The organism is Nocardioides terrae, assembly GCF_900112345.1.
GTDB lineage: Bacteria > Actinomycetota > Actinomycetes > Propionibacteriales > Nocardioidaceae > Nocardioides > Nocardioides terrae.
In genome coordinates this window covers 96,266-119,900 of record NZ_FOLB01000002.1, presented here as the reverse complement: position 1 = coordinate 119,900, position 23,635 = coordinate 96,266, and the positions used below count along the sequence as shown (strand labels likewise).

Sequence of the window (23,635 nt, the reverse complement as noted above, 5' to 3'; positions counted from 1 at the left end):
GCTGCTGCCATGAAGATCGCGATCGTCGGCACCGGGTACGTCGGCCTCTCCAACGCCGTCATCCTGGCGCAGCACCACGAGGTGTGGGCGCTGGACCTCGACGCCGCGAAGGTCGACAAGGTCAACGCACGCAGGTCCCCGATCGAGGACGTCGAGCTCGAGGACTACCTCGCCAACCGGCCGCTGAACCTCACCGCGACGCTGGACAAGCAGGCGGCGTACGACGGCGCCGACTTCGTCGTCATCGCGACCCCGACCGACTACGACGAGCGGTCCAACTACTTCAACACCTCCTCGGTCGAGGCGGTGATCGCCGACGTGCTGGCGGTCAGCCCGACCGCCACGATGGTCATCAAGTCCACCGTCCCGGTCGGCTTCACCCGGCGGATGCGGGCGGAGCACCCGGGGGCGTCGATCATGTTCTCGCCCGAGTTCCTGCGCGAGGGCCGGGCGCTGCACGACAACCTGCACCCGTCGCGCATCGTCGTCGGCGACCCGAGCGAGCGGGGCAAGGCGTTCGCCGAGCTGCTCGTCGAGGGCGCCCTCGACAAGGACGTGCCGGTCCTCTTCACCGGGTCGACCGAGGCGGAGGCGATCAAGCTGTTCGCCAACACCTACCTCGCCCTGCGCGTCGCCTACTTCAACGAGCTGGACACCTACGCCGCCATGCACGGCCTCGACTCCGCCCAGATCATCGAGGGCGTCGGCCTCGACCCGCGGATCGGCACGCACTACAACAACCCGTCCTTCGGCTACGGCGGCTACTGCCTGCCCAAGGACACCAAGCAGCTGCAGGCGAACTACCGCGCCGTCCCGCAGAACCTCATCTCGGCGATCGTCGAGGCCAACACGACGCGCAAGGACTTCATCGCCACCGACATCCTGCGCCGCTCGCCCTCCGTGGTGGGCGTCTACCGGCTCATCATGAAGGCCGGCTCCGACAACTTCCGGATGTCCTCCATCCAGGGCGTGATGAAGCGCATCAAGGCCAAGGGTGTCGAGGTCGTCGTCTACGAGCCGACGCTGACGGAGGACACGTTCTACAACTCGCGCGTCATCCGTGACCTCGACGAGTTCAAGCAGATCTCCGACGTGATCATCGCCAACCGTCGCACCGACGTCCTCGACGACGTGGCCGCGAAGGTCTACACCCGCGACATCTACGGCCGCGACTGACGGGTTGGGTCTCGATACGCCGTCGCCCGTTCCTCGCGACGGCTCCTCGACCAGCGGAGCTTTCGTTGGTCGAGTAGCGAGCGCCAGCGAGCGTATCGAGACTCGGTAGGGTGCCCGGCGTGACTGCGCCGACTGACGACCACGAGTTCGCCGCCTGGCTGGCCGAGCAGGCCGGGGCCCGGCTGCTGGAGGTCCGGGCGACCTCCGGGCTCGAGGGTCGCGAGCTGAAGGACGCGGGCGACGCGGCCGCGCAGGCCCTGCTCGCCGAGCTCCTCGGGATCCACCGGCCCCACGACGCGGTGCTCTCCGAGGAGTCCGCGGAGACCCATGGCGACTCCGGCCGGCTGACCGCCTCGCGCGTGTGGATCATCGACCCCCTCGACGGCACCCGCGAGTTCTCCGAGCCGCCGCGCGACGACTGGGCGGTCCACGTCGCGCTGTGGTCCGCCGGCTCCCTCGTGGCCGGGGCGGTCGCGCAGCCGGCGCTGGGGGAGACCTTCCACACCGGCCGCCCGCCCGTCGTACCCGGCCTCGGAGCGGGCTCGCACCGCGCCGGCCTGCCACCGCGGATCGCGGTGTCCCGCTCCCGGCCGCCGGCCTTCGTGACCGCCCTGGCCGACTCTCTCGGTGCGGAGCTCGTCCCCATGGGCTCGGCCGGCGTGAAGATGATGAGCGTCGTGCGGGACGTGGCAGACGGCTACGTGCACGCGGGCGGGCAGTACGAGTGGGACTCCGCCGCGCCCGTCGCCGTGGCGGCCGCCGCCGGGCTGCACACGTCCCGGGTCGACGGCTCAGCGCTGGTCTACAACCGCGCCGACCCCTACCTGCCCGATGTCGTCGTGTGCCGTCCCGAGCTGGCCGGCCCGATCCTGGAGTTCATCGAGCGTCACGGGATCGAGTGACGCCTCGGGTCAGCTGGCGGCCGCGTCGGTGATCCGGTGCCGGGGCCTGGACGTCGGCACCCGATGGACCGGACTCGGGCAGTCGCACCGATGGGTGCTGTCATCAGGATCGTGGAGCACCGCGCGACAGGTCTGCTGCGGATGGCACACCGAGGCCACCAGCGGCCGATACACGAGGTGCCCGCAGTCGGGGCAGGGGTGCGGCTCGATGGTGTGGTTCTGCATGCCGCCATTGCAGCGGTCGGGACGACGGCGCTGTGGGTGAAGAATCGCGGCATCCCCAATGTGGGGTACCGGCGGACCGGGCGGTCTAGCGCTCCTCGGCCCCGGAGCTCCCCGACTGCTCCCGGTCCCGGCCGAGCTGCCAGGCGCCCGAGTTCGGGTCGAAGGCAGGAAGGCCGGCCGTCTGCCGGACGAGCCCCCACGCCAGCGGTCCGAGCAGCAGCAGGCCCGCGCCGATGATGCCGACCCAGGTCGGCGAGACGCCGAGCATCTTCAGCCCGGTCAGCGACAGCACGATGACGATGCCGCGGCGGATCACCGACTGACCGACCCATTGGGCCGCGCGCGCGCCGAGGAACGTGCCCGGCGTACCTCCGATGATGAGCGGCACCAGGACGCCGACGTCCACGCCTGAGGTCGCGACGTGTCCGATCGCCGCGGCCAGCACCAGCGGCACGGCCTGGATGAGGTCGGTGCCAACGAGCTTGACCGCGGACAGCGTCGGGTAGAGCAGCAGGAGCGCCACCATGATCAGCGAGCCGGAGCCCACCGACGTGATGCCGACCAGCAATCCGCCGAGCGCGCCCACGAGCACCGTCGGCACCGGGCGCACCTCGATGTTCGGGCTGGTCTTGCGGCCGCTGGAGATGATCCGCAGCTGGAGGTACATCCGCAGGGTGTACGACGCCGCCGCGAACAGCAGGGCCACGCCGATCGCGTAGGTCAGGAACGTCTCGGTGTCGTCGCCGCCGAGGTACTTCACGATGAAGCCACCGGCCAGCGCGAAGGGCACCGATCCGGCGATGAGGTAGAGCGCGAGCCGCAGGTTGGGGGAGCCCTGCCGCCAGTGGACGCCGGCGCCGACCGACTTGTTGACCGCGGCCGCGACCAGGTCGTTGGCGACCGCAGCGGACGGGTTGATCCCGAGGAAGATGAGCGCCGGCGTCATGAGAGCGCCCCCGCCCATCCCGGTGAGACCGACGACGATGCCGACCCCGAAGCTGACGATGAGCACCGAGAGCGCGTCGGTCGTGAAGAGGTCGTGCATGGTGGCGCCATCCTGCCAGGGGTCCGCCTGAACGTTTGTGTCGACCGGATCGTGGGAAGAATGGGAGCGGAAAGGCGGGACTCCTCAGGTGTGACCTGGACCTGCCGAAGGGGGGGCTGTGACGACACTTGCGCTGACGCTGACCCTCGGGCTGCTGGGGTGGTGCATCTGCTCCGTGGTGGTCGGGCTCGTCGTCGGTCGCATCTTCGCGGCGGGTGACCGTCACCTCGAGGCCTCTCCCGAGCGCGAGCTGCCGGAGCTGGACATCCCGGTCCAGACCAGCCGCGCCGTCTGGTGAACGGTTCCTCCACAAACCTCCGGTAACGCCGACGTCTCTTTACTCGGCGTCCTAGCGTGCCGCTGTGCGCCTATGGAGACGATGGAGACGGGCGGCGAGGTGCCGTCGCAAGTACGCCGACCGCTGCCCGCACGTCGAGCGTCACTCGCGCTGACGGGCCAGCGCCGGGAGGATGACGTCGAGCAGTCGCTCGATCCGCGCCGCCGCGTGCGCCGCAGCCTCGGGGCCCCGTCGATAGGGATCGGTCACGTCGAGGGCCGGGTCGGCGCTGCCGCGGGACTGAGCCAGCCGGGCCAGCAGCTCCTCCCGAGGTAGACCCGTCTCCTGGCGCTGGATCGCCGCCGCGAGCTGACCGAGGGTGAAGACCTTGCGGAAGAGGCCCGGCTGCTCGTCGAGGATGAACGTCCGGTGGCTCGCCTCGGCGGTCAGCACCAGGTCCGCCCGGTCCAGCAGCTCCCGGGTCAGTGGACGGCTGCGGAACGCGGTCGTGTCGCCCTGGACCCGGGCCGCCATCGCGGGGTCCATCCCAGCGGCGTCGAACCCGCGCGTCCCGGCGCTCGAGAACACCATGTCGGTCTCGTCCGGCACCAGGCGTTGCGCGGTCAGCTCCATGAAAGGCGAGCGGCAGATGTTGGCGGTACAGACGAAGAGCACCTCGAGCGGTTTCGACCGCTGGCTTCGAGACGGTTGCTGCGCCACCTCCTCAACCAGCGGGTTCGCCAGGTCGAGATAGCCCCGCGAGCGCAGCCCGGCGAGCACGTCCCCGAGCGCGTCCTCGACCGAGCGGCCGGTGGTGTCGACGACGACGTCGGCGTCCGCCGGTGCCTCGTAGGGGGAGGAGATGCCGGTGAACTCCGGGATCTCGCCGGCCCGTGCCTTGGCGTAGAGCCCCTTGCGGTCGCGCCGCTCGCACTCCTCCAGGGGCGTCGCCACGTGGACCAGGAAGAACGCCCCGCCGGCGTCGGCGACGGAGGAGCGCACGTCCTGCCGGGTCGCGTCGAAGGGCGCGATCGGGCTGCAGATCGCGACCCCGCCGTGGCGCGAGATCTCGGCCGCGACCCAACCGATCCGGCGGATGTTGGTCTCGCGGTCCTCCTTGGAGAAGGTCAGCCCGGCCGACAGGTTGCGACGCACGACGTCTCCGTCGAGGCTCGTGACCGATCGGGCGCCCTGCTCGAGGATGAGGTCGACCAGCGCGCGGGCCAGGGTCGACTTGCCGCTGCCCGACAGGCCGGTGAAGAAGACGACCAGGCCCTGCTCGGCGGGCTTCGGGCCGGGCAGCAGGACCGGAGGAGCGATCGCCGGGCCGCCGTACGCCTCGAGCACCTGCGGCAGCCGCGGGTCGTTCGGCTCGACCGGGATCGCCACGACGCTCCCGTGCTCGGCCAGCGCCGCGCGCAGGACCGACGGGCGGTCGGCGATGCCGCCGACGAGGACCGCCGTGAACCCGTCCGGGTGCTGCTCGCGTGCCTCCGCGGGGGTCAGGTAGAGCCGGCGGAAGGGTCCGTACGCCGGCCGGGCCAGGGCGCTCACCTCGCCCGACGGCCACGCCACCGAGGCCAGCGGCAGCCCCTCGGGGTCGACCAGCTCGACCGCGCCGGCGTCGACGGCGGCCGCCTCCACCTCGGCCGGGAGCTGCAGCGACAGCGGCCCGGGGAGCGCCCCTGAGGCGATCAGCTCCAGGTCGTCGAGCTCGGGCTGGGTCGGGTGGAACTGCGGCGCGGGCACGCCGGACATCCTCCCACCACGACCACCCGGGGATCAGGGTCGGTCATCGTCGGTGACCAGCGGTAGGAAGATCGTGTCGATGATCTCCTCCATCACCTTCTGCGGCACCGGCCGCAGCGTCATCAGCACCTCGTGCCGGAAGAGGGAGAAGGGCAGGTCGCGGATGCGAGGCGTCAGACGTGCGCCATCGATCTCACCGCGCTGGACGGCCCGGTCGAGCAGCGCGTCCATCACCGTCGTGCCGCCGTCGAGGATGACGTCCCGCAGGTCGGCGGGGCTGGTGCCCGACTCCTCGAAGTAGCTGCCGAGGTGGACGGTGATGATGGCGGCGAGGGGGAGTCGCTCCCGGTTGGCATGGTCCGCCAGCGCCAACAGGTCCCCACGCAGGCTTCCGGTGTCCGGCATCGGCCGCCGGGAGATGCGGGAGGCCTGCCGCACGGCGGCGCGGACGAGCTCGTGCTTGTCCTTCCAGCGGCGGTAGATCACCGGCTTGCTGGTCCCGGCACGCTGTGCGACGGCGTCGATCGTGAAAGCGCCGTAGCCGTGCTCGGCGAGCAGCTGCCAGGCCGCGTCGAGGATCGCCGTCTCGAGCTCGGATCCCCGGCGGCGGCGTTGCGGCTCAACAAGATCCATTTGCGTATCTTATCGCAGCGGCCTATCGTTCTAAGAAACCAAAACGTTTCTTCCAGGAGCAGCCATGACCAGCACCGTCGAACAGGCGCCGGACAAGCTCGACCCGCACGTCCTGCGAACGGCGATGGCGGTCATCGTCGGCGGGATCGCGGTCATCTTCGACACCACCATCGTCAGCGTCGCCCTCCACGAGCTGGGCACCGACCTGCATGCCGGTGTCAACGCGATCCAGTGGATCAGCACCGGCTACCTGCTCGCGATGTTCGTCGCCATCCCGGTCGCCGGCTGGGCGCAGCAGCGCTTCGGCGGCAAGCGGCTCTGGCTGGCCGCGCTCACGCTCTTCCTGCTCGGCTCGGTGCTCTGCTCCTTCGCCTGGGACGTGGGCAGCCTCATCGCGTTCCGGGTCGTCCAGGGTCTCGGCGGTGGCGTGATGATGCCGCTGATGATCACGATGATCATGCAGGCCGCGCACGGCCAGAACCTCGGCAGGCTGATGGCCGCGGTCAGCCTCCCCACCGCCCTCGGCCCGATCCTCGGCCCGGTGGTCGGCGGCGTGATCCTGCACTGGGGCGACTGGCGGTGGCTCTTCCTCGTCAACGTGCCGTTGTGCCTGGTCGGCCTGTTCGCCGCCTATCGCGTGCTCGAGCCCGACGGCCCGGTCCGCCGGGTCAGGCTCGACTGGGTCGGCCTGCTGCTCATCTCACCGGCCGTCGTCGGGATCATCTACGGCCTGTCCAACGTCGCCGACGGTGGCTTCGGCCAGGCCTCGGTCCTCGCTCCGGCCGTCGCCGGCGCGGCCCTGCTCCTCGCGTTCCTTGCCTGGGCCGTACGCCGGCAGGGCGACGCGCTGGTCGACGTACGGCTGTTCTCCCACCGGCCCCTCGCCGCGTCGTCGGCGCTGATGTTCCTCGCCGGCGCGGTGCTCTACGGCGCCATGCTGCTGCTCCCGCTGTACTACCAGCAGCTACGCGGCGGCACGGCGCTGGCAGCGGGCCTGCTGCTGATCCCTCAGGGTGTCGGCGCACTCGTCTCACGGACGACGGCCGGGCGGCTGACCGACCAGGTCGGGCCGCGCTGGGTGGCCGTCGCGGGCTTCCTCGTCGTGGCCGCGGCCACCGTCCCGTTCGCCTTCTCCGACGCCTCGACGAGCTACTGGCTGCTCGGCGCCGCGCTGTTCGTGCGCGGCCTGGGGATGGGCGCCGTCATGGTGCCGATGATGGGGGCGGCCTATGTCGGCCTCGAGCGCGCCGAGGTTCCGCACGCCAGCATCATCACCCGGGTGGCCCAGCAGCTCGGCGGCTCCTTCGGCGTCGCCCTGCTCGCCGTGATCCTGCAGCACGCCACCTCCGGCCTGGGCCCGGCCGCGGGCTTCGACCGCGCCTTCTGGTGGGCGTCGGGCTTCGGCGTCCTCGCCGCCGCGCTCGCGCTGATGCTGCCCGGGCGCACCTCCGCCTCGGCGCAGGGTTAGGCGGAGCGGCCGGTCAGGGGCCGCATAGCCTTGCCCCCATGTCTGTCGCCGTCGCCGAGATCGTCCGCTCAGGGTTCGTCGAAGGGCGCCACCACGGATCGGTCGTGGCGCTGGACGCCGACGGCCGGGTCGCGTGGTCGGTCGGGGACGTGACCTCGCCGATCCTGCCGCGCTCGACCAACAAGCCGCTCCAGGCCGTCGCCATGGTCGGGCTCGGGCTCGACCTGCCGCCGCGGCTCCTCGCGCTGGCCGCCGCGTCGCACTCCGGCGAGGAGATCCACCTGGCCGGCGTACGCGAGATCCTCGGGACCGCGGGCCTCACCGAGCAGGCGCTCGGCAACATCGCGGACCTCCCCTTCGACCCGGGCGTGCGGGACCGGTGGCTGCGGGACGGCCGCGGTCCGAGCAAGATCGCCCAGAACTGCTCGGGGAAGCACGCCGCGATGATCGCGACCTGCGTCGTGCGCGACTGGCAGCTCGCCGGCTACGTCGAGACCGACCACCCGCTGCAGGTGCTCATCCAGCGGCGCTTCGAGGCGCTCACGGGTGAGCCGGCGCAGGTGGCAGTCGACGGATGTGGCGCCCCCGTGCTGTCCGCGTCGCTCACCGGGCTGGCGGGCGCGTTCCGCACCCTCGCCCTGGCGACCGAGGGACCGGAGCGCCGGGTGGCCGACGCGATCCGCGAGTTCCCCGAGTACGTCTCCGGTGCCGCGCGGGACGAGCTGCGCCTCCTGCGGGCGCTGCCCGGCGCGATCGGCAAGCTGGGCGCCGAGGCGGTCTATGCGGTGGCACTGCCGGACGGGCGCGCCGTCGCCCTGAAGATCGACGACGGCGGCGACCGTGCCCGCCCGGTCGTGATGGCCGAGGCGCTGCGACGGATCGGTGTGGAGTCGACCGAGGTCGACGCCATCGGGACGCACTCGCTGCTCGGCGGCGGGGTTCCGGTCGGCGGGATCCGGGCCTCCTTCTGATGCTTCCGCCGCTCCTCACCCACAACGTGTTCCCTGCTGCGTGGACGGGGATCGTGCTGGCGCTGCTGGTCATCGCGGCGGCGTTCGCACCGCGTCTGGGCCGGGCGGGCGGGATCGTGATCGGGGCGCTGTCGGTGCTGTGGCTCCTCCTCGACCACCGGATGGAGGGCGGCGTCCTCGTCGCCGTCACGCCCAGCCACGGCCTGGTCACCGCCGACCTGGTCGGGCTGACCGGACTCGCTCTCGCCGGTTGGCTGGTCGTGCGCGGGAGGCTGTGACACCGCCCACCTCTGCTTGCAATTGTTAGCACCTGCTAGCACGCTGGGAAGCATGGTCAGAGGCAAGGAGAAGGTCACGCAGACCGCGCGTGTCCTCGGTGATTACCTCAAGGAGCAGCGGGTCTCGGCCCAGCTGTCACTGCGTCAGCTGGCCGACCAGGCGGGGGTCTCGAACCCCTACCTCAGCCAGATCGAGCGCGGACTGCGCAGGCCCTCGGCAGAGGTGCTGCAGCAGATCGCCAAGGCCCTGCGGATCTCCGCCGAGCAGCTCTACGTGCACGCCGGGATCCTCAACCCCGAGGACGGCGTCGGCGGCTCGGTCGAGCTCGCCATCCTCGGCGACACCCAGCTCACCGAGCGACAGAAGCAGTCGCTGCTCGACGTGTATGCGTCCTTCCTCGCCCTCAACGCCCGTCACGACGGCCCGCCCGATTCCGCGGACGAGTCCTGAGCTCCCTCCCCTAAGGAGAAGTCACATGCCCAAGTTCGAGATCGCCAAGCTCAAGGTCGACCTGCCCAAGGTCGACGTGCCCAAGCCCCTGTACGCCGGCGCCGGTGTCGCCAACCTCGCCGTCGACGTCGTCAAGGGCGCCGTCGACACCGTGTCCAAGCGGGTCGAGGGCTACCAGAAGCAGGTCATCGGCTTCGAGCCGAAGGCGTTCGCCGATGCCGCTGTGTCGAAGGCGACCGCCGGCGTCATCTCCCTCACCGCCGAGGCCCTGGCCCGCCGGTCGGCGGCCGAGTCCCGCGTGGCGGCCATCCAGGCCGACGCCCTGGCGCTCCCGGCCAAGGTCACCTCGTTCTACAAGGCGACCGGCTCGGACGCCGTGGAGGCCTACCAGGACCTGGCCAAGCGCGGCGAGGTGCTCGTGGCCAAGCTCCGCGGCTCCGCACCGTCCGAGGTGACGGTCAGCGTCAAGGGCACCGCGCCGGCGCCGGAGAGCAAGGCCGCGCCCAAGAAGGCCCCGGCCAAGAAGGCGCCGGCTGCGAAGAAGGCCCCGGCTGCGAAGAAGGCCCCGGCCGCCAAGAAGGCGCCGGCTGCGAAGAAGACTCCGGCCCAGAAGGCTCCGGCCCGGAAGGCCACCCCGGCCCAGGACGCCTGAGCATCGATCGCCCACTCGAGGACCCGCCCTCGTCCCTCCGGACGGCGGCGGGTCCTCGTGCATCTCCCGTAGGATCGAGACCATGTCCGTGCTCAGCATCCCCGGCACCGTGATGGTCGTCGTCTACGTCGTCCTGCTCGCCGTGAAGCTGTTCGCGTTCGTCAGCGCCCTGACCTTCTCGACCGACCACTACCGCGCGGCCGGCAAGTGGAGCAAGCAGGGCTGGACGATCGTGCTGGGCCTCGCCGTCCTGCTGCAGGCGATCCCTGGCCTGATGCCCCTGACCTTCATCAACCTCGCCTTCACCATCGCCGCGTTCGTCTACCTCGCCGACGTCCGCCCTGCGCTGTCGGGCCTGCGTCGCCGCTGACTTCTCCGGCCGGCTCCCGCGAAGCTGCGCCGCTCGCCTAAGGTGGCGCCGTGATCGGAGAGACGGACACTCGCCCCTGGGGCACGTGGCAGGTGCTGGACGAGGGTGACGGCTTCAAGGTCAAGCGCATCACCGTCAGGCCGAACTCGCGGCTGTCCTACCAGACCCACGAGCACCGCGGCGAGCACTGGGTCGTCGCCAAGGGCCGGGCGACCTGCGTCATCGACGGCGAGACCGTGGTGGCCGAGCTCGGCCAGTGCATCGACATCGAGGTCGGCGTACCCCACCGCATCGGCAACGCCGACGACACCGAGCTCGTGATCATCGAGGTCATGCGCGGCTCCTACCTCGGCGAGGACGACATCGTCCGGCTGGAGGACGACTTCGGCCGCGCCGAGGCGTAGCAGGCGCCGCGCGGCTCAGTACGCGGAGGCCGTGGCGGTGGCCGGGCTCGCCGGATAGGCGTGCGTGTCGTTCGTGGTGGCCTTCGCGGAGAACGTCAGCGTCTCCAACCACGCCGCCGTGCCGGACGCGCTCACCTGGACGCTCCCGCCGGCGACCATGCTGGGGATGGTCCCAGTGGCGAGGACGGCGCCCGCGCTGTTGGTCATCGTCCAGACCACGTTCTTGACGGCCAGGTCGGTGCTGATCGTCGCGGTGGCGCTGATCGCCGATGCGGCGGGCCAGTTGGCGTAGTCGTAGGTGACCCGGGGCGCGCTGGGCTTGACGAGACTGAGCACGGCCGTCTTGACGGTGCTCTGGACCGTGGTCGGGACCGAGTAGGTGACGGTCTTGCCGCCTGCCGCCGCGCCGCCGAGGTTGCTGGTGGTTCCGGTGGCGACGACGGTCAACGTCCGGGCACGGTTGCCGAACGACAGCGGGATCGTCGCCCGCACCTTGTCGCCGAGCGCGACCGCGTAGGGGCCGCTCGTGACGGGCGCTCCCTGCCGGCTGTAGCCGCTCACCATCACCACGACGTTCTTGGCGGGCGCGCCGGTTGCGCTGAGCTCCACGATGATGAAGCCGCTGCCGTCCGAGCGCCGGGTGTGGCCCAGCACCGAGAGGCCGAGCTGGGACGTCGGATAGACGCCGGACCCAGCGGCGAAGGCGGGCGCGGCCGCCGCGATCTGGATGGCCGGCACCGCCCACGCGGCGTGCGCTCCCGCGCGCAACACAGTGCGCCGGCTGGGCTGCTGCTTCGGCTCGTCGACTGGCTTCGTTGACACGTGATCCCCCCGGGTCGTGCATGTCCACCCGAGTCGACCTGCGATTGCGGTCAGGCCCCCTGCCGCCGCAGGTCAAGCGTGCGTCGCCGCCCGTCGCGCCGGAGCCGGATTTGCCGACCTGTGGATGAAGATTTCCCCGGTGAGCGGTGGCTGAGGCAATCAGCTCGTCAGCGGCTGCCGGTGCCCGGCAAGCGCCGAGCAGTGCCGACTGCACCCGGTAGATCGCGGAACGCGACTTTGAGACGCCACCAGCGGGCCAGCCAGAGACCGCGCTTGCCAGTCGGCGCCTGCGGGTAGAAGTGGCGTAGATATGGCTCGTCGGCGAGCACGGCCCGGAGGACGATCCCGGGCCAGCGCCATGGCGGCGTACGGCGGACCGCCAGCAGCCAGCCGAGGTTCCGTGTCTGCGCAGTCGAACGTCGCACCTCCCACTCCACGATCCGGCGGTCTCCGTTCGGGTGGTGGGGGACCATGACGCCGAGTTCATGAAGGAGGGGCCTGGCGGTGGCCAGGCAGCCTGTCGCGGAGGCGAGATCCTGCAGCCGCGCGAGGTTGAGTCGTTCGGACGAGAGGCGCTCGACCAGGCCGGCAAGCTCCCGTCCGTTGCGCTGATCGCTAGGCGTGCGGAGTGCATGCAGACCCATGACCAGTGTCGAGCCGTAGATCCCGGTGGCCGGGACCGCGACGTTGGCCGCTGCCAGGTCGGTCCGCTCGGCCCAGAGCGCGTCGAAGACGACGTCCGGTTCGGCGAGGAAGCCCGGGAACCGGTCGTGGACGTCGAGCTCGCACGGCCACTGCGGATGATTGAGCGTCACCGAGTGGTAGGCGAAGGCGGGTGCCGACGGCGTAGGAACCTTGCGCCACCCGAGCTCGAGCAGACCGGTGACGACGTCGTCGAGTCGGGTCGGCTCGACGAGCACGTCCGCATCCGCCGAGGCTCGAGGAGCCCGCAGTCCGTGCGCCTCGTTGACGCGTCCCTTGATGGCCAGCGCCCGGGCACCGACGTTGTCGGCGACCCGGGCGACCAGCACGTAGCCGAGCTCGACGGCCTCGGCGAGCTCGAGCGTCGCCACTGTTGCGACGCTCATGATCTCAGAACGTCACGACGGCGTTGCCGGGGGCAGCCACGCTGACCGGTGACGCGACCGAGGTCCCCTTGGCCTGCAGCGTCACCGGACCGGTCGCGTTTCCGGTGGCGAACTTGACGTTGAGCGATCCGACAACTGAGGCGCCCTTTCCTACGGAGCCGACCGTTGCCGTGTAGGACGAGGCGGCGAGGATGGACCCCGTGGCCGTCACGGTGACGCCACTGGCAGCGAAGTCCGCTGCTGTCACCGTGAAGTTGATCGTGCCGTTGGCGCCGTTCTTCGAGTGGCCTGTCACTGTGATCGTGAGGCTGGACGTCGTCGACGTGGCGAACGCCGGCGTCGCGGCGGCGATCTGGATCGCCGGGATCGCCCAGGCGGCGTTGGCGCCGACCTTGAGGACCGCCCGGCGGGTCGTGTGCTGCTTCGGGACGTCGGACGACGTGTTGCGCATGGAGGGTCTCCTCGCGGGCCCCGAGGTCACCGCATGATGGTCCGCGGGGCGCAGAATTACCCCGTCTAGGGGATGACTCTCCGCCGTGACAAGACCTCACCTGAGCCGTTTTGCGGTCCTGTGGAGGAACGTTTCCCCGGGTGACAGTCGCCTCTGGTCAGCGGTCGACGTCGACCAGCCCAGCGCTCTCCAGCGAGCTGACCAGCGCGAACACCGCCGACTCGCCCTCCTCGGGCAGCCCGACGGACGCCTCTAGGCAGGCGGTGAGGTCCTCCGAGCTGGTCCAGACGTCTGTCACCAAGCCGTGGAGGGCTGTGGATGCCACTTCACTGAGCACGAGCACCTGGTCATCGATGAGCACGACGAGCTCGCCGTCGATCAGCAGCTCGTCGGTGACCGGGCGGCGGACGATCCTCATCGGCTCACCAGATCGGCGACGACCGGCTCGAGGTCCGCAGCCTCGTCGTAGTGCACGTCGAACACCCCGGCGGTCCGCTCGATGACCCCCGCCACGAACGAGAGCGGTCGGGGCAGGCGGCCGAGGTAGGACGTCTCCGGAGCGAGCCCGGCGATGGCCATGGACGTGCGCAGGCGTTCGACCCCGACCGTCCGGGTGCCGTCACGGCGGAGGAGCAGGATCGCCCGCAGCGCGGGCGTCGCGTGCCCCGGGAGCAGATCCACCTCGGCGGGGCCGACCTGCTCCTTGACGAAGGTGCCGGACCGGACGATGGAGAGGGGCTTGGCGTGTGGATGGATCGTCAGGTCGGCGCCGATGCCGGTCGTCTCGTCGGTGAGGTAGCCGAACCGGCGCCCGAGCGTCCGCGCCGCGGTGGACTTCCCTGTTCCCGAGGGGGCGACCAGCGCCACCGAGGCTCCTGTCACAGGGTCGGCGAGGGCGGCGCCGTGCAGCATCCACAGCCGGCCGGCCTGCTGGTCGATCGCCGCGAGCGTGACGCGACCGGAGAGGATGTGCAGCACGATCTCGATCGAGGGATCGGCGATCGCGCCGGCGGCTGAGGCCGTCGTACGGACCTGCTCGTCCGCCGTGACGACGACATCCAGCACGACCGACGGAGCGGCGGGCGCAATGGCGATCGCCGCTGCCCAGGCCCGCCGGACATGCTTCGCGACCTCGTCCGGCTCGTCGCCCCAGCAGCGGAGGCGGACCGGGACGCCGAGGGCGAGGAGATCGATGTGTCGGGACTCCCAATCTGGCGGAGTCCACCCCGGCGGCATGCTGGAAGTGTAAGGATTGCCCACGCGGCTGACCGGAGAACTCGGGACTGCGCCGCTCTTCTTCTTCTCACCAGAGGGGCCCCGGGCTTTGGAACTGCAGGACTACTGGCGCGCTGTTCGCAACCACTGGATCGGTGTGCTCCTCCTCATCGTCGGCACGTGCGCGGCCGGGGCGCTCTTCACAGCGCTGCAGACGCCTGTCTACGCGGCCAACGCGGCCGGGTTCGTCGGAACGGGTTCCTCCGACAACGCCGCCCTCGGCTCGGTGACCGACCAGCTGGCCAAGTCCCGGGCGACGTCCTACATCGCCGTCGCCAAGAGCCGCGCGACCGCGCAGACGGTCATCGACGAGCTCGGTCTCCACACGACGCCGTCGGCGCTCGTCTCGCACATCACCGTCAGCCAGCCCGTCGACACCGTCTACCTCAACATCGTCGCCGAGTCCGCCAGCCCGAAGGAGGCGCAGCAGCTCGCCGACGCGTGGGTGGCGGCGCTTGCGGTCCAGGTGCAGGCCATCGAGTCGCCCGCCGGCCCGCCCAGCGACGGCACCCCGCGGATCGTCCCGCAGGAGTCCGCCGCCCTGCCGGGCTCGCCCGCCTCACCGCGCCCCGAGCGCAACCTGGCGATCGCCTTCGTGCTCGGCTGCCTGCTCGCGCTCGGGTACGCCGTCCTGCGCAGCACCCTCGACCGGCGGCTGCGCAGCGCCGACGACGTGGAGAGCCACTTCGGCATCCCGGTCGTCGCGAGCATCCCCACCGCCCCGACGCTGCGTCACGAGCCCGGCGCCGCCGCCACACTGGCCCTGCACGACACCGACGAGGCGGGCTCGGCCGCCGCCGAGGCGTTCCGCAAGCTGCGCACCAACCTCATGTTCATGGACGTCGACAACCCGCCGCGCAGCCTGGTGATCACCAGCCCGCGACCCGGTGACGGCAAGTCCACGGTCGCCGCCAACATCGCCGCTGCCCTCGAGTCGACCGGCCAGCCGGTGATCCTCATCGACGCCGACCTGCGCCGGCCCACCGTGGCGGCCTCCTTCGCGGTCGACGGCGCGGTCGGCCTGACCAATGTCCTCACCGGGCAGGTGTCCGTCGAGGACGCGCTGCAGACGCCGGCCGGCTTCACCTCGCTGCGCGTGCTCGCGGCCGGGGCGATCCCGCCCAACCCGAGCGAGCTGCTCGGCTCCCGCGCGATGCGCACGCTCGTCGAGAAGCTCGCGCAGGACCACATCGTCGTCCTCGACGCGCCGCCACTGCTGCCGGTGACCGACGCCGCCCTGCTGAGCACTGCCACCGACGGCGTCATGCTGGTCATCTCCTCGGGAGCGACCGTCGACGCCGAGCTCGAGACCTGCCTGGGCTCGATCACGACCGTCAACGGACGGGTGCTCGGCGTCGTGCTCAACCGGGTCTCCGCGCGGCACGACCGGGCCGGGTCCTACGCCTACTACGGCTACCGGCGCGACCGCACCCCGCAGTCGGCCGAGCCGGTCGCCGAGCCGGGTGCCTGAGCCGCTCGACGGCGGCGTCACGGTCGTCCACCGGCCTGGGGTCGCGTTCGTCGACGGGGAGGAGCGCGCCGTGCTCCTCGACCTGGACCGGCTGGCGCGACCGCCGGTGGTGCTCGAGGGGTCCGGTCAGCTGATGTGGGGTCGGCTCGCGACGCCGCTCACCGTCGATGCGCTGGTCGAGGACGTCGCGGACCACTACGGCGAGACGGTCGAGACCGTACGGCCGGCCGTGCTGGCGTTCGTCGCCGATCTGCTGGAGCGGGACCTGCTCGCACGCAGCTGACGCCTGGTTTCGAGACGGGCGCTGCGCGCCCTCCTCGACCAGCGATCAGGTGGTCTCGATACGCCCTCGCCTAGCGGCTCGGGCTACTCGACCATCGATGCGGCTGGTCGAGCGGTCACATCGATGCCGCTGGTTCGAGCGGTCACGACGATGCCGCTGGTTCGAGCGGTCACGACGATGCGGCTGGTCGAGCGGTCACATCGATGCGGCTGGTCGAGCCGTCAGTCGGTGGCGAGGTAGCGACGCAGCACGTCGAGCTGGTCCTCCGGCGTGAAGCCGGTGGCCTCCAGCTTGGCGAGGGAGAGGACCGAGCCGAGCGGGCGCGGGCTCACCTGCTTGCCCGCGGCCATGGCCCCGGCGAAGTAGTCCTCGGTCGTCGTCGGCGAGACGTCGGACGCCGAGCGGCCGCTGAGCTCGAAGACCGCGGCGGCGATCTGCTGCCACGACATCGGGTCGCCGGCGTTGGAGACGTTGTAGGTGCCGTAGGCCGCCCCGCTCGTCACCAGGTGCGCGATCGCGGAGGCGAGCGTGTCGGTGAAGGTCAGCCGGCCGACCTGGTCGGCGACGACCGACGGCGAGACGCCGTCACCGGCCAGGCGTGCCATGGTGCGGACGAAGTTGCCGCCCTCGCCGATGACCCACGAGGTGCGCACGACGTAGTGTCGGGGCGTGCTGGCGACCGCGATGTCGCCGGCCGCCTTGGACTGGCCGTAGACGCCGAGCGGCGCGAAGGGCTCGTCCTCGGTGTGCGCCTCCTCGACCGTCGAGCCGAGGGTGCCGTCGAAGACGTAGTCGCTGGACACATGCACCAGCGTGAGCCGGTGCTCGGTCGCGACGCGCGCCAGCAGGGCCGGAGCCACCGCGTTGGCGGCCCACGCGTCCCGGCGACCCTGCGGGGTCTCGGCGACGTCGACGGCCGTGTAGGCGGCCGCGTTCAGCACGACGGCGTACTCGTTCCACGGCCAGGCGGCGACCGCCTCCGCCGACGTGATGTCGAGCTCGGCGCGGGTCACGGCCTCCGCGTCGGGGAAGGCCGCGGCGAGCGCGCGCCCGAGCTGGCCGTTGCCGCCGACGATCAGCGTCTTCTTGGGCCGCATCGGGGTGACGTCGGCCAGCAGCGGGTTGTTCTGGTCCTTCTCCGAGACCTCGGCGTCCTCGAGCGGGATCGGCCACGGGATCGCGAGCGCAGGGTCGCCCAGGTGTACGGCCGGGTAGGCCGGGCCGGGCTGCCAGTGGTCGTTGACGAGGTAGGAGTAGACCGTCCCGTCCTCGAGCGCCTGGTAGGAGTTGCCGACGCCGCGCGGGACGAAGACGGTGACGTCGGGCCCGATCTCGGTCCAGTACGTCGCCCCGAACGACTCGCCCTCGCGCATGTCGACCCAGGCCGCGAAGACGCGGCCCGTCGCTACCGAGACGAACTTGTCCCACGGCTCGGTGTGGATGCCCCGGGTGGCGCCGCGGGCGGCGTTGAGCGACATGTTGTTCTGGACCGGCCCGAAGTCGGGCAGGCCGAGCGCGGTCATCTTCGCGCGCTGCCAGTTCTCCTTGAACCAGCCGCGGGAGTCGCCGTGCAGCGGGACGCGCAGGACGAGCAGCCCGGGGATCGGCGTCTGCTCGAGGGTCAGGTCGGCCATCCGCGACTCACTGACCCTGGGCGGCGTACTGGGCCTCGATGGCCGCCTTCTTCGGGCGCCACCAGGCCTCGTTCTCGCGGTACCACCGGATGGTGTCGGACATCCCGGACTCGAAGTCCTGGAACCGCGGCGTCCACCCCAGCTCGGTGCGCAGCTTGGTCGAGTCGATGGCGTAGCGCAGGTCGTGCCCGGCCCGGTCGGTGACGTGCTCGAAGTCGTTCTCGTCGTGGCCCATGAGGCGCAGGATCAGCTTGACGGTGTCGAGGTTGTTCACCTCGCCGTCCGCGCCGATCAGGTAGGTCTCGCCGATCGCACCCTTCTCTAGGATCGTCATCACGGCCGAGGAGTGGTCGTCGGCGTGGATCCAGTCACGGACGTTGAGCCCGGCGCCGTAGAGCTTCGGGCGGACACCGTCGATGAGGTTGGTGATCTGGCGCGGGATGAACTTCTCGATGTGCTGCCACGGGCCGTAGTTGTTCGAGCAGTTCGAGATCGTCGCCTCGACGCCGAAGGAGCGCACCCATGCGCGGACGAGGAGGTCGGAGCCCGCCTTCGTCGAGGAGTAGGGGCTGGAGGGGTTGTACGGCGTCGACTCGGTGAACCGCTGCGGGTCGTCGAGCTCGAGGTCGCCGTAGACCTCGTCGGTGGAGATGTGGTGGAAGCGGACGCCGTGCCGACGGACGGCCTCGAGCAGCGTGAACGTGCCGATGATGTTGGTCTGCACGAACGGGCTCGGGTCGTTCAGCGAGTTGTCGTTGTGCGACTCGGCCGCGTAGTGGACCACGGCGTCGTGGGACGCGACCAGCGGGTCGACCACTGCGGCGTCGGCGATGTCACCGACGACCAGCGAGACCCGCTCCGAGGGGAGGGACTCGATCGCCTCCCTGCTCGCGGCGTAGGTCAGCTTGTCGAGGACCGTCACATGGAGGTCGGTGTTCTCGACCACGTAGTGGACGAAGTTCGAGCCGATGAAGCCGGCACCGCCGGTGACGAGGAGGTTGCGCACGGTGCGCGAGTCTACGGGGAGTCTTTGCCGCCAGCCCAAGTTCCGTAGGATGCCGCAGCGTGAAGGGAATCATCCTCGCCGGTGGCACCGGCTCGCGTCTGCACCCGATCACGCTCGCGGTCAGCAAGCAGCTGATGCCCGTCTACGACAAGCCGATGATCTACTACCCGCTCACCACGCTGATGCTGGCGGGCATCCGCGACGTCCTCGTCATCACGACTCCGCACGACGCCGAGGCGTTCGAGCGGCTGCTCGGCGACGGATCGCAGCTCGGCGTCAATATCAGCTATGCCCAGCAGCCGTCGCCCGACGGACTGGCCCAGGCCTTCACGATCGGCGCCGACACCGGCTTCCTCCAGGAGGACGGCCAGGACCGGGTCGGCCTCGTGCTCGGCGACAACATCTTCTACGGCGTCGGCCTCGGCGCCCAGCTCAGCCGCTTCGAGAGCCTCGAGGGCGCGGCCGTCTTCGGCTACAAGGTCAGCGACCCGACCGCCTATGGCGTCGTCGAGTTCGACTCGGAGTTCCGCGCGGTCTCGTTGGAGGAGAAGCCGGCGGAGCCGAAGAGCTCGTACGCCGTCCCGGGCCTCTACTTCTACGACAACTCGGTCATCGAGCACGCCCGCGACCTCAAGCCGAGCGCGCGCGGCGAGCTGGAGATCACCGACCTCAACCGGATCTACCTCGAGGCCGGCACCCTGCAGGTCGAGGTACTGCCGCGCGGCTCCGCCTGGCTCGACACCGGGACGGTCGAGGACCTCAACGAGGCGGCCAACTACATCCGTGCCATCGAGCACCGCCAGGGCACCAAGATCGGCGCGCCCGAGGAGGTCGCGTGGCGGATGGGCTGGCTCAGCGACGCCGAGCTCGAGAAGCTGGCCAAGCCGCTGGTGAAGTCCGGCTACGGGACCTACCTGCTCAGCCTGCTCGACGAGCGCTGACGTCGGTCAGTAGGCGCCGCGGCTGCTGAGGACCGCGCCGGCTGTCTTCGCCAGGATGCTGAGGTCCTGCATCATCGACCAGTTGTCGACGTAGTAGAGGTCGAGCCGGGCCGAGTCCTCCACCGAGAGGTCGTTGCGGCCGGAGACCTGCCACAGACCGGTCATGCCGGGGCGCACGTTGAGGCGGCGGCGCAGTGCATCGTCGTAGAGCGCGACCTCGCGGGGGACCTGCGGCCGCGGTCCGACCAGGCTCATGTCGCCCAGCACGACGTTGAACAGCTGCGGGAGCTCGTCGACCGAGAACCGGCGCAGCCACCTGCCCGGCTTGGTGATCCGGGGGTCGTCCTTCATCTTGAAGAGCAGCGCGTCGACACCGAGCTCCGCCTGCAGCTGTGCGACCATCGACTCCGCGTCGACCACCATGGTGCGGAACTTGAAGCAGCCGAACTCCTCGCCGTGACGTCCGACCCGCGTCTGCCGGAAGAAGATCGGGCCGCCGTCGTGCAGCTTGATGCACAGCGCGGCGTAGGCGATGAGCGGTGCGCACGCCGCGATCAGCAGCGAGGTCACCGCGACGTCGAAGGAGCGCTTGGCCCAGCGCGAGGCGAACGCCCAGCGCGGCGGCTCGAGGTGGATCAGCGGCAGCCCGCCGACCGGACGTGTCCGGACCCGCTCGGCCGAGAAGTCCGTCATCGCGGGCGCCATCACCAGCTGGATCGACTTCTCCTCGAGCTGCCAGACGACCCGGCGCAGGTCGGCGGCCGATCGGCTCGAGCCACCGGTGAAGAAGATGGCGTCGATGCCCTCGAGCCGGGTGACGTCGTCGAGGTCGTCGGCGTTGCCGAGGACCGGGATGCCGGAGCTCGTCTCGGTCCCGGGGACGCCGTCGGGGACGAGCGCGCCGACCAGCTGATAGCCGAGCCACTTCTCGCGGCGCAGGACGGCGGCCACGTCGTCGATCTGGGCGGCACCTCCCGAGAGCACGACCCGCTGGAGCAGTGAACCGCGGAGGCGGGCGGAGTGCAGCGCCCGCCGCAGCACGAGCCGGCCGACCAGGAGCAGGGCGAGGCCGATGACGAGGACGAGCACGAAGAAGCCCCGGGAGAGCGAGTACTTCAGGAGGTAGCAGCCGACGCCGACGAGGGCGCCGGTGGTGGTGCTGGCGGTGAAGACCCGCTTCAGCTCGTCGACACCGGCGCCGAAGACGTCGGCCCGGTAGCCGCCGAGCGCGGCGATCATCCCGAGCCAGCCCGCGGCCAGGAGCGGCGCGAGGTCGCCGGCGGTCGCCGCCAGGTGGGCGGGCTCGTCGAAGAAGCCGAGGTGGCCACGGCCGAGCACGGCCGCGATGCACGCGATCAGGATCGCGCTGAGATCGATGAGGAACGCGGTGACCGGAAGGTATTGCAGAGCCCTGCTGGGCTTCGCGACGGCGGGCCGAGTCCCCCGGTCCGTCAGGATGGTCATACGCGCTTCTGCCCCCACTGCTGTCGTCGTCCCTGGGGCTGCTGCTTGCCCGGAAACCGGCAGCAACAGCCGGGTTTTTAACCTAAGAGACGGCGGAAAGGCACCTGAGGGGAATCAGGTGAAACCATCCGAAAGGATCAGTTCGGGTAGTTCACCCCAGCGTTCTGCCGGGCCTCCCAGGCGCTGGCGACCATCGACCGCAGGTCGTGGCGCATGGCCCAGTCGAGGTCGCGGGCGGCGAGCTCGCCGGTGGCCACGATCCGGGCCGGGTCGCCCGGACGCCGGGGCGCGATCTCGGGAGTGAAGTCGATGCCGGTGACGTCGCGGACGGCGTCCATGATCTGCCGGACACTGACACCGTCGCCCGAGCCGAGGTTGTAGACCCGCTCGAGGGTCTCGCCGGCGGCGAGCTTGCGGGCCGCGACGACATGGGAGTGCGCGAGGTCGGCCACGTGGACGTAGTCACGCACGCAGGTGCCGTCCGGGGTCGCGTAGTCGTCGCCGTTGATCCGCGGGGTGCCGCCCTTGGCCAGCGCGTCGAAGACCAGCGGGAAGAGGTTGTGGGGGCTGGCGTCGAACAGCTCCGGGGTGCCGGAGCCGACGACGTTGAAGTAGCGCAGGCTGGTGTGGCCGAGGCCGTGCGCGGTGGCGACGTCGCGCAGCAGCCACTCGCCGATCAGCTTCGACTCGCCGTACGGGCTCTCGGGGTTGGTGGGGGTGTCCTCGGTGACGAGGTCGACGTCGGGGGTGCCGAAGGTCGCGGCGGAGGAGGAGAACACGATGCTGCCCACTCCGGTGGCCATCATCGCCTCGAGCAGGGTGGCGGTGCCCTGGACGTTCTGGGCGTAGGTGTGCAGCGGGCGCTGCACGCTGACCCCGGCGTACTTGAACCCGGCCAGGTGGATCACGCCCTCGACGCCGTGGTCCTTGATCGCCGTCTCGAGCGCGGCCTGGTCCAGGATGGTGGCGTTGACGAACGGCACGCCCTCCGGGACGAAGCGCTCGAACCCGCTGGAGAGGTCGTCGACGACGACAGGCGCGAGGCCGTCCGCCTGCAGGGCACGCACGACGTGTGAGCCGATGTAGCCCGCTCCACCTGTCACCAACCAGCTCATCAAGGCTCCTTCTCCACGTTTGGGACCGCCCACGCTACCGGTCGTAGCATCGACCGATGCGCCAGCGCCTGCTTCCCGCCGTCGCCTGTCTGGCCCTCCTGGTCCCGGCGGCGGCCGACGCGGTGACCGCAGATCCGCCGGGCATCACCGGCTCCGGCTGGGCGAAAGGAGCGGCTCTCGCAGCGCGACCGGTGCCGCACCCTCTGGAGGGGCGCACTGTCGTCCTCGACCCGGGCCACCAGCTCGGCAACAGCCGGCACCTCGCTCAGATCAACCACCTGGTGACCGCCGGCCCGAGCCGCAAGGCGTGCAACACGACCGGTACGTCGACCAACGGCGGTTATCCCGAGGCCACCTTCACGTGGCGCGTCGCGCAGGTCGTGAGGCGGTCGCTGCAGCGTGCCGGGGCGCGAGTGGTCCTGACCCGCTCCTCGAACAGTCGCGCCGCGTGGGGGCCGTGCGTCGACGCCCGCGGCCGTGCCGGAGCCCGGGCGCACGCCGACCTGGAGGTGTCGATCCACGCGGACGGCTCCTTCGCCCGCGGCGCCCGTGGCTTCCACGTCATCGCGCCCGCCTCGCTGCGCGGCTGGACCGACGACATCGCCGCCCCGTCGCGACGCCTCGCGCTCACCCTGCGCGCGGCATTGAGCCGCGCACACTTCACGCGGGCCAACTACATCGCCGGCGGTGACGGCCTCGACGTCCGCTCCGACCTCGGGACGCTGAACCTCTCCGACGTTCCGGTCGCCATGGTCGAGCTCGGCAACATGCGCGACGCGACCGAGGCGCGCCGGATGACGTCGGCCGCGGGCCGGAAGCGCTACGCCCGGGCGCTGGTCGCCGGCATCTCCCACTACTTGCGCCGGTAGCCTCCCGTCGCATGCGGACGCTGATCGGGGACGGGTCGGTCGACGAGCTCTACGCCTGGCCCGACGGCCCGTGGCTGCGCGTCAACATGATCTCGAGCGCCGACGGCGCGGCCCAGGGGGCCGACGGGCTCACCGGCTCGATCAACAACGAGGCCGACAAGGTCGTCTTCGACCGGCTGCGGAGCACCGCTGACGCGCTGCTCGTCGGCGCCGGCACGGCGCGCGCCGAGGGCTACGGCCCCGTTCCGCAGCCGATGATCGTCGTGGGGCGGTCGCTGCCGCCGACGCTCGAGGGCGCGCCGGGCGTCCGTCTCGTCTCCGGCGGGAACGAGCAGGCTCTGCGCGAGCTCGTCCACGGGCTCTACGCCGAGGGGCTGGACCACGTCATCTGCGAGGGCGGGCCGACCCTCCTCGCTGGGCTCTTGCGGGCCGGCGTGGTCGAGGAGCTGTGCACGACGGTCGCGCCGCTGCTCGTCGGCGGTGGGGGCAAGCGCATCGTCGACGGGCCGCTGGTGGCGGGCGGCGTACCCCTCACCCTGTCGTCGCTCGTCGAGGCGGACGGCACGCTGCTCGCGCGGTGGCGGGTTGTGAGACATCTCGCGGACTGAGCCGCGC

The 23,635-nt window shown here is 71.0% G+C and carries 27 protein-coding genes; 15 read left to right on the top strand and 12 right to left on the bottom strand.

The window, feature by feature from the left end; translation table 11 throughout:
• Positions 1–9 precede the first annotated feature (9 nt).
• Both BM236_RS03425 and BM236_RS03420 read left to right on the top strand, forming a co-directional pair.
• A complete protein-coding gene (locus BM236_RS03425) occupies positions 10–1,176 on the top strand; it encodes a nucleotide sugar dehydrogenase (RefSeq protein WP_091120251.1) in 1,167 nt (388 codons plus the stop codon).
• A gap of 119 nt (positions 1,177–1,295) precedes the next feature.
• Entirely contained in the window at positions 1,296–2,078 is a 783-nt protein-coding gene (locus tag BM236_RS03420; RefSeq protein WP_245750107.1) for a 3'(2'),5'-bisphosphate nucleotidase CysQ, read from the top strand.
• Positions 2,079–2,388: 310 nt separating this feature from the next.
• Here BM236_RS03420 and BM236_RS03415 read toward each other — a convergent pair whose 3' ends face one another.
• A complete protein-coding gene (locus BM236_RS03415; protein ID WP_091120247.1) occupies positions 2,389–3,348 on the bottom strand; it encodes a sulfite exporter TauE/SafE family protein in 960 nt (319 codons plus the stop codon).
• A 118-nt stretch (positions 3,349–3,466) separates the two neighbouring features.
• On the opposite strand from BM236_RS03415, the gene BM236_RS03410 reads away from it, so the two are divergent.
• Positions 3,467–3,646, top strand: coding sequence for a hypothetical protein (locus BM236_RS03410; protein WP_091120245.1), 180 nt, complete (start codon positions 3,467–3,469; stop codon positions 3,644–3,646).
• Between the two features lie 141 nt (positions 3,647–3,787).
• Here BM236_RS03410 and cysC read toward each other — a convergent pair whose 3' ends face one another.
• Both cysC and BM236_RS03400 read right to left on the bottom strand, forming a co-directional pair.
• Positions 3,788–5,383: an adenylyl-sulfate kinase gene (cysC, locus tag BM236_RS03405; protein WP_091120242.1), complete on the bottom strand. Its 1,596-nt coding sequence runs from the start codon at positions 5,381–5,383 to the stop codon at positions 3,788–3,790.
• A gap of 24 nt (positions 5,384–5,407) precedes the next feature.
• Positions 5,408–6,007 (bottom strand): TetR/AcrR family transcriptional regulator, encoded by a 600-nt coding sequence (locus tag BM236_RS03400; RefSeq protein ID WP_091120240.1) that lies wholly within the window; start codon positions 6,005–6,007, stop codon positions 5,408–5,410.
• Between the two features lie 64 nt (positions 6,008–6,071).
• Between BM236_RS03400 and BM236_RS03395 the strand changes: the two genes are divergently transcribed.
• From BM236_RS03395 to BM236_RS03365, 7 genes are all read left to right on the top strand, one after another.
• On the top strand, positions 6,072–7,475 hold the full coding sequence (locus BM236_RS03395) for an MDR family MFS transporter (protein WP_091120238.1): 1,404 nt from the start codon (positions 6,072–6,074) through the stop codon (positions 7,473–7,475).
• Between the two features lie 38 nt (positions 7,476–7,513).
• Positions 7,514–8,446 carry an asparaginase gene (locus BM236_RS03390; RefSeq protein WP_091120235.1) on the top strand — a complete coding sequence of 311 codons (933 nt, stop codon included), beginning with the start codon at positions 7,514–7,516 and terminating at the stop codon, positions 8,444–8,446.
• A complete protein-coding gene (locus BM236_RS03385) occupies positions 8,446–8,724 on the top strand; it encodes a hypothetical protein (protein ID WP_091120233.1) in 279 nt (92 codons plus the stop codon). The genes BM236_RS03390 and BM236_RS03385 overlap by 1 nt, the downstream gene beginning before the upstream one ends.
• Positions 8,725–8,776: 52 nt before the next feature.
• Complete coding sequence (locus BM236_RS03380) at positions 8,777–9,175, top strand: helix-turn-helix domain-containing protein (protein WP_091120230.1); 399 nt, start codon at positions 8,777–8,779, stop codon at positions 9,173–9,175.
• 25 nt (positions 9,176–9,200) lie between these two features.
• A complete protein-coding gene (locus tag BM236_RS03375) occupies positions 9,201–9,827 on the top strand; it encodes a hypothetical protein (RefSeq protein ID WP_091120229.1) in 627 nt (208 codons plus the stop codon).
• A gap of 82 nt (positions 9,828–9,909) precedes the next feature.
• Positions 9,910–10,197 carry a DUF2516 family protein gene (locus tag BM236_RS03370; protein WP_091120226.1) on the top strand — a complete coding sequence of 96 codons (288 nt, stop codon included), beginning with the start codon at positions 9,910–9,912 and terminating at the stop codon, positions 10,195–10,197.
• A 50-nt stretch (positions 10,198–10,247) separates the two neighbouring features.
• The gene (locus tag BM236_RS03365; RefSeq protein WP_091120224.1) at positions 10,248–10,601 is read left to right on the top strand and encodes a phosphomannose isomerase type II C-terminal cupin domain; all 354 of its coding nucleotides are present in this window, start codon (positions 10,248–10,250) and stop codon (positions 10,599–10,601) included.
• Positions 10,602–10,616: 15 nt separating this feature from the next.
• On the opposite strand, the gene BM236_RS03360 is transcribed toward BM236_RS03365, so the two are convergent.
• The 5 genes from BM236_RS03360 to BM236_RS03340 all read right to left on the bottom strand — a co-directional run bounded on the left by BM236_RS03360 (position 10,617) and on the right by BM236_RS03340 (position 14,198).
• Complete coding sequence (locus BM236_RS03360; RefSeq protein ID WP_139230017.1) at positions 10,617–11,423, bottom strand: hypothetical protein; 807 nt, start codon at positions 11,421–11,423, stop codon at positions 10,617–10,619.
• 167 nt (positions 11,424–11,590) lie between these two features.
• Positions 11,591–12,511: a nucleotidyltransferase family protein gene (locus BM236_RS03355; RefSeq protein ID WP_139230016.1), complete on the bottom strand. Its 921-nt coding sequence runs from the start codon at positions 12,509–12,511 to the stop codon at positions 11,591–11,593.
• A gap of 4 nt (positions 12,512–12,515) precedes the next feature.
• Positions 12,516–12,962 carry a hypothetical protein gene (locus BM236_RS03350; RefSeq protein ID WP_091120218.1) on the bottom strand — a complete coding sequence of 149 codons (447 nt, stop codon included), beginning with the start codon at positions 12,960–12,962 and terminating at the stop codon, positions 12,516–12,518.
• Between the two features lie 157 nt (positions 12,963–13,119).
• Entirely contained in the window at positions 13,120–13,380 is a 261-nt protein-coding gene (locus BM236_RS03345) for a hypothetical protein (RefSeq protein WP_091120216.1), read from the bottom strand.
• Positions 13,377–14,198, bottom strand: a complete 822-nt coding sequence (locus BM236_RS03340; RefSeq protein ID WP_091120214.1) for a hypothetical protein — start codon at positions 14,196–14,198, stop codon at positions 13,377–13,379. The genes BM236_RS03345 and BM236_RS03340 overlap by 4 nt, the downstream gene beginning before the upstream one ends.
• A gap of 88 nt (positions 14,199–14,286) precedes the next feature.
• On the opposite strand from BM236_RS03340, the gene BM236_RS03335 reads away from it, so the two are divergent.
• Both BM236_RS03335 and BM236_RS03330 read left to right on the top strand, forming a co-directional pair.
• Complete coding sequence (locus BM236_RS03335) at positions 14,287–15,708, top strand: tyrosine-protein kinase domain-containing protein (RefSeq protein WP_175507529.1); 1,422 nt, start codon at positions 14,287–14,289, stop codon at positions 15,706–15,708.
• Positions 15,701–15,991 (top strand): PqqD family protein, encoded by a 291-nt coding sequence (locus BM236_RS03330; RefSeq protein WP_091120209.1) that lies wholly within the window; start codon positions 15,701–15,703, stop codon positions 15,989–15,991. Before BM236_RS03335 ends, BM236_RS03330 begins: the two co-directional genes overlap by 8 nt.
• Before the next feature lie 221 nt (positions 15,992–16,212).
• Here the strand turns inward: BM236_RS03330 and BM236_RS03325 are convergent, their stop codons facing one another.
• Positions 16,213–17,625 carry a sugar nucleotide-binding protein gene (locus tag BM236_RS03325; protein WP_091120207.1) on the bottom strand — a complete coding sequence of 471 codons (1,413 nt, stop codon included), beginning with the start codon at positions 17,623–17,625 and terminating at the stop codon, positions 16,213–16,215.
• A gap of 7 nt (positions 17,626–17,632) precedes the next feature.
• A complete protein-coding gene (rfbB, locus tag BM236_RS03320) occupies positions 17,633–18,631 on the bottom strand; it encodes a dTDP-glucose 4,6-dehydratase (RefSeq protein WP_091120205.1) in 999 nt (332 codons plus the stop codon).
• Positions 18,632–18,690: 59 nt separating this feature from the next.
• Here rfbB and rfbA point away from each other — a divergent pair, with 59 nt between their 5' ends.
• Positions 18,691–19,572: a glucose-1-phosphate thymidylyltransferase RfbA gene (gene rfbA / locus BM236_RS03315; protein ID WP_091120203.1), complete on the top strand. Its 882-nt coding sequence runs from the start codon at positions 18,691–18,693 to the stop codon at positions 19,570–19,572.
• 6 nt (positions 19,573–19,578) lie between these two features.
• Here the strand turns inward: rfbA and BM236_RS03310 are convergent, their stop codons facing one another.
• Entirely contained in the window at positions 19,579–21,036 is a 1,458-nt protein-coding gene (locus BM236_RS03310; RefSeq protein ID WP_091120200.1) for a sugar transferase, read from the bottom strand.
• A 137-nt stretch (positions 21,037–21,173) separates the two neighbouring features.
• Entirely contained in the window at positions 21,174–22,151 is a 978-nt protein-coding gene (gene galE / locus BM236_RS03305; RefSeq protein ID WP_091120198.1) for a UDP-glucose 4-epimerase GalE, read from the bottom strand.
• A 56-nt stretch (positions 22,152–22,207) separates the two neighbouring features.
• On the opposite strand from galE, the gene BM236_RS03300 reads away from it, so the two are divergent.
• The gene (locus tag BM236_RS03300; protein WP_091120195.1) at positions 22,208–23,020 is read left to right on the top strand and encodes an N-acetylmuramoyl-L-alanine amidase; all 813 of its coding nucleotides are present in this window, start codon (positions 22,208–22,210) and stop codon (positions 23,018–23,020) included.
• A gap of 11 nt (positions 23,021–23,031) precedes the next feature.
• Positions 23,032–23,628 (top strand): dihydrofolate reductase family protein, encoded by a 597-nt coding sequence (locus BM236_RS03295; RefSeq protein WP_091120193.1) that lies wholly within the window; start codon positions 23,032–23,034, stop codon positions 23,626–23,628.
• Positions 23,629–23,635 lie beyond the last annotated feature (7 nt).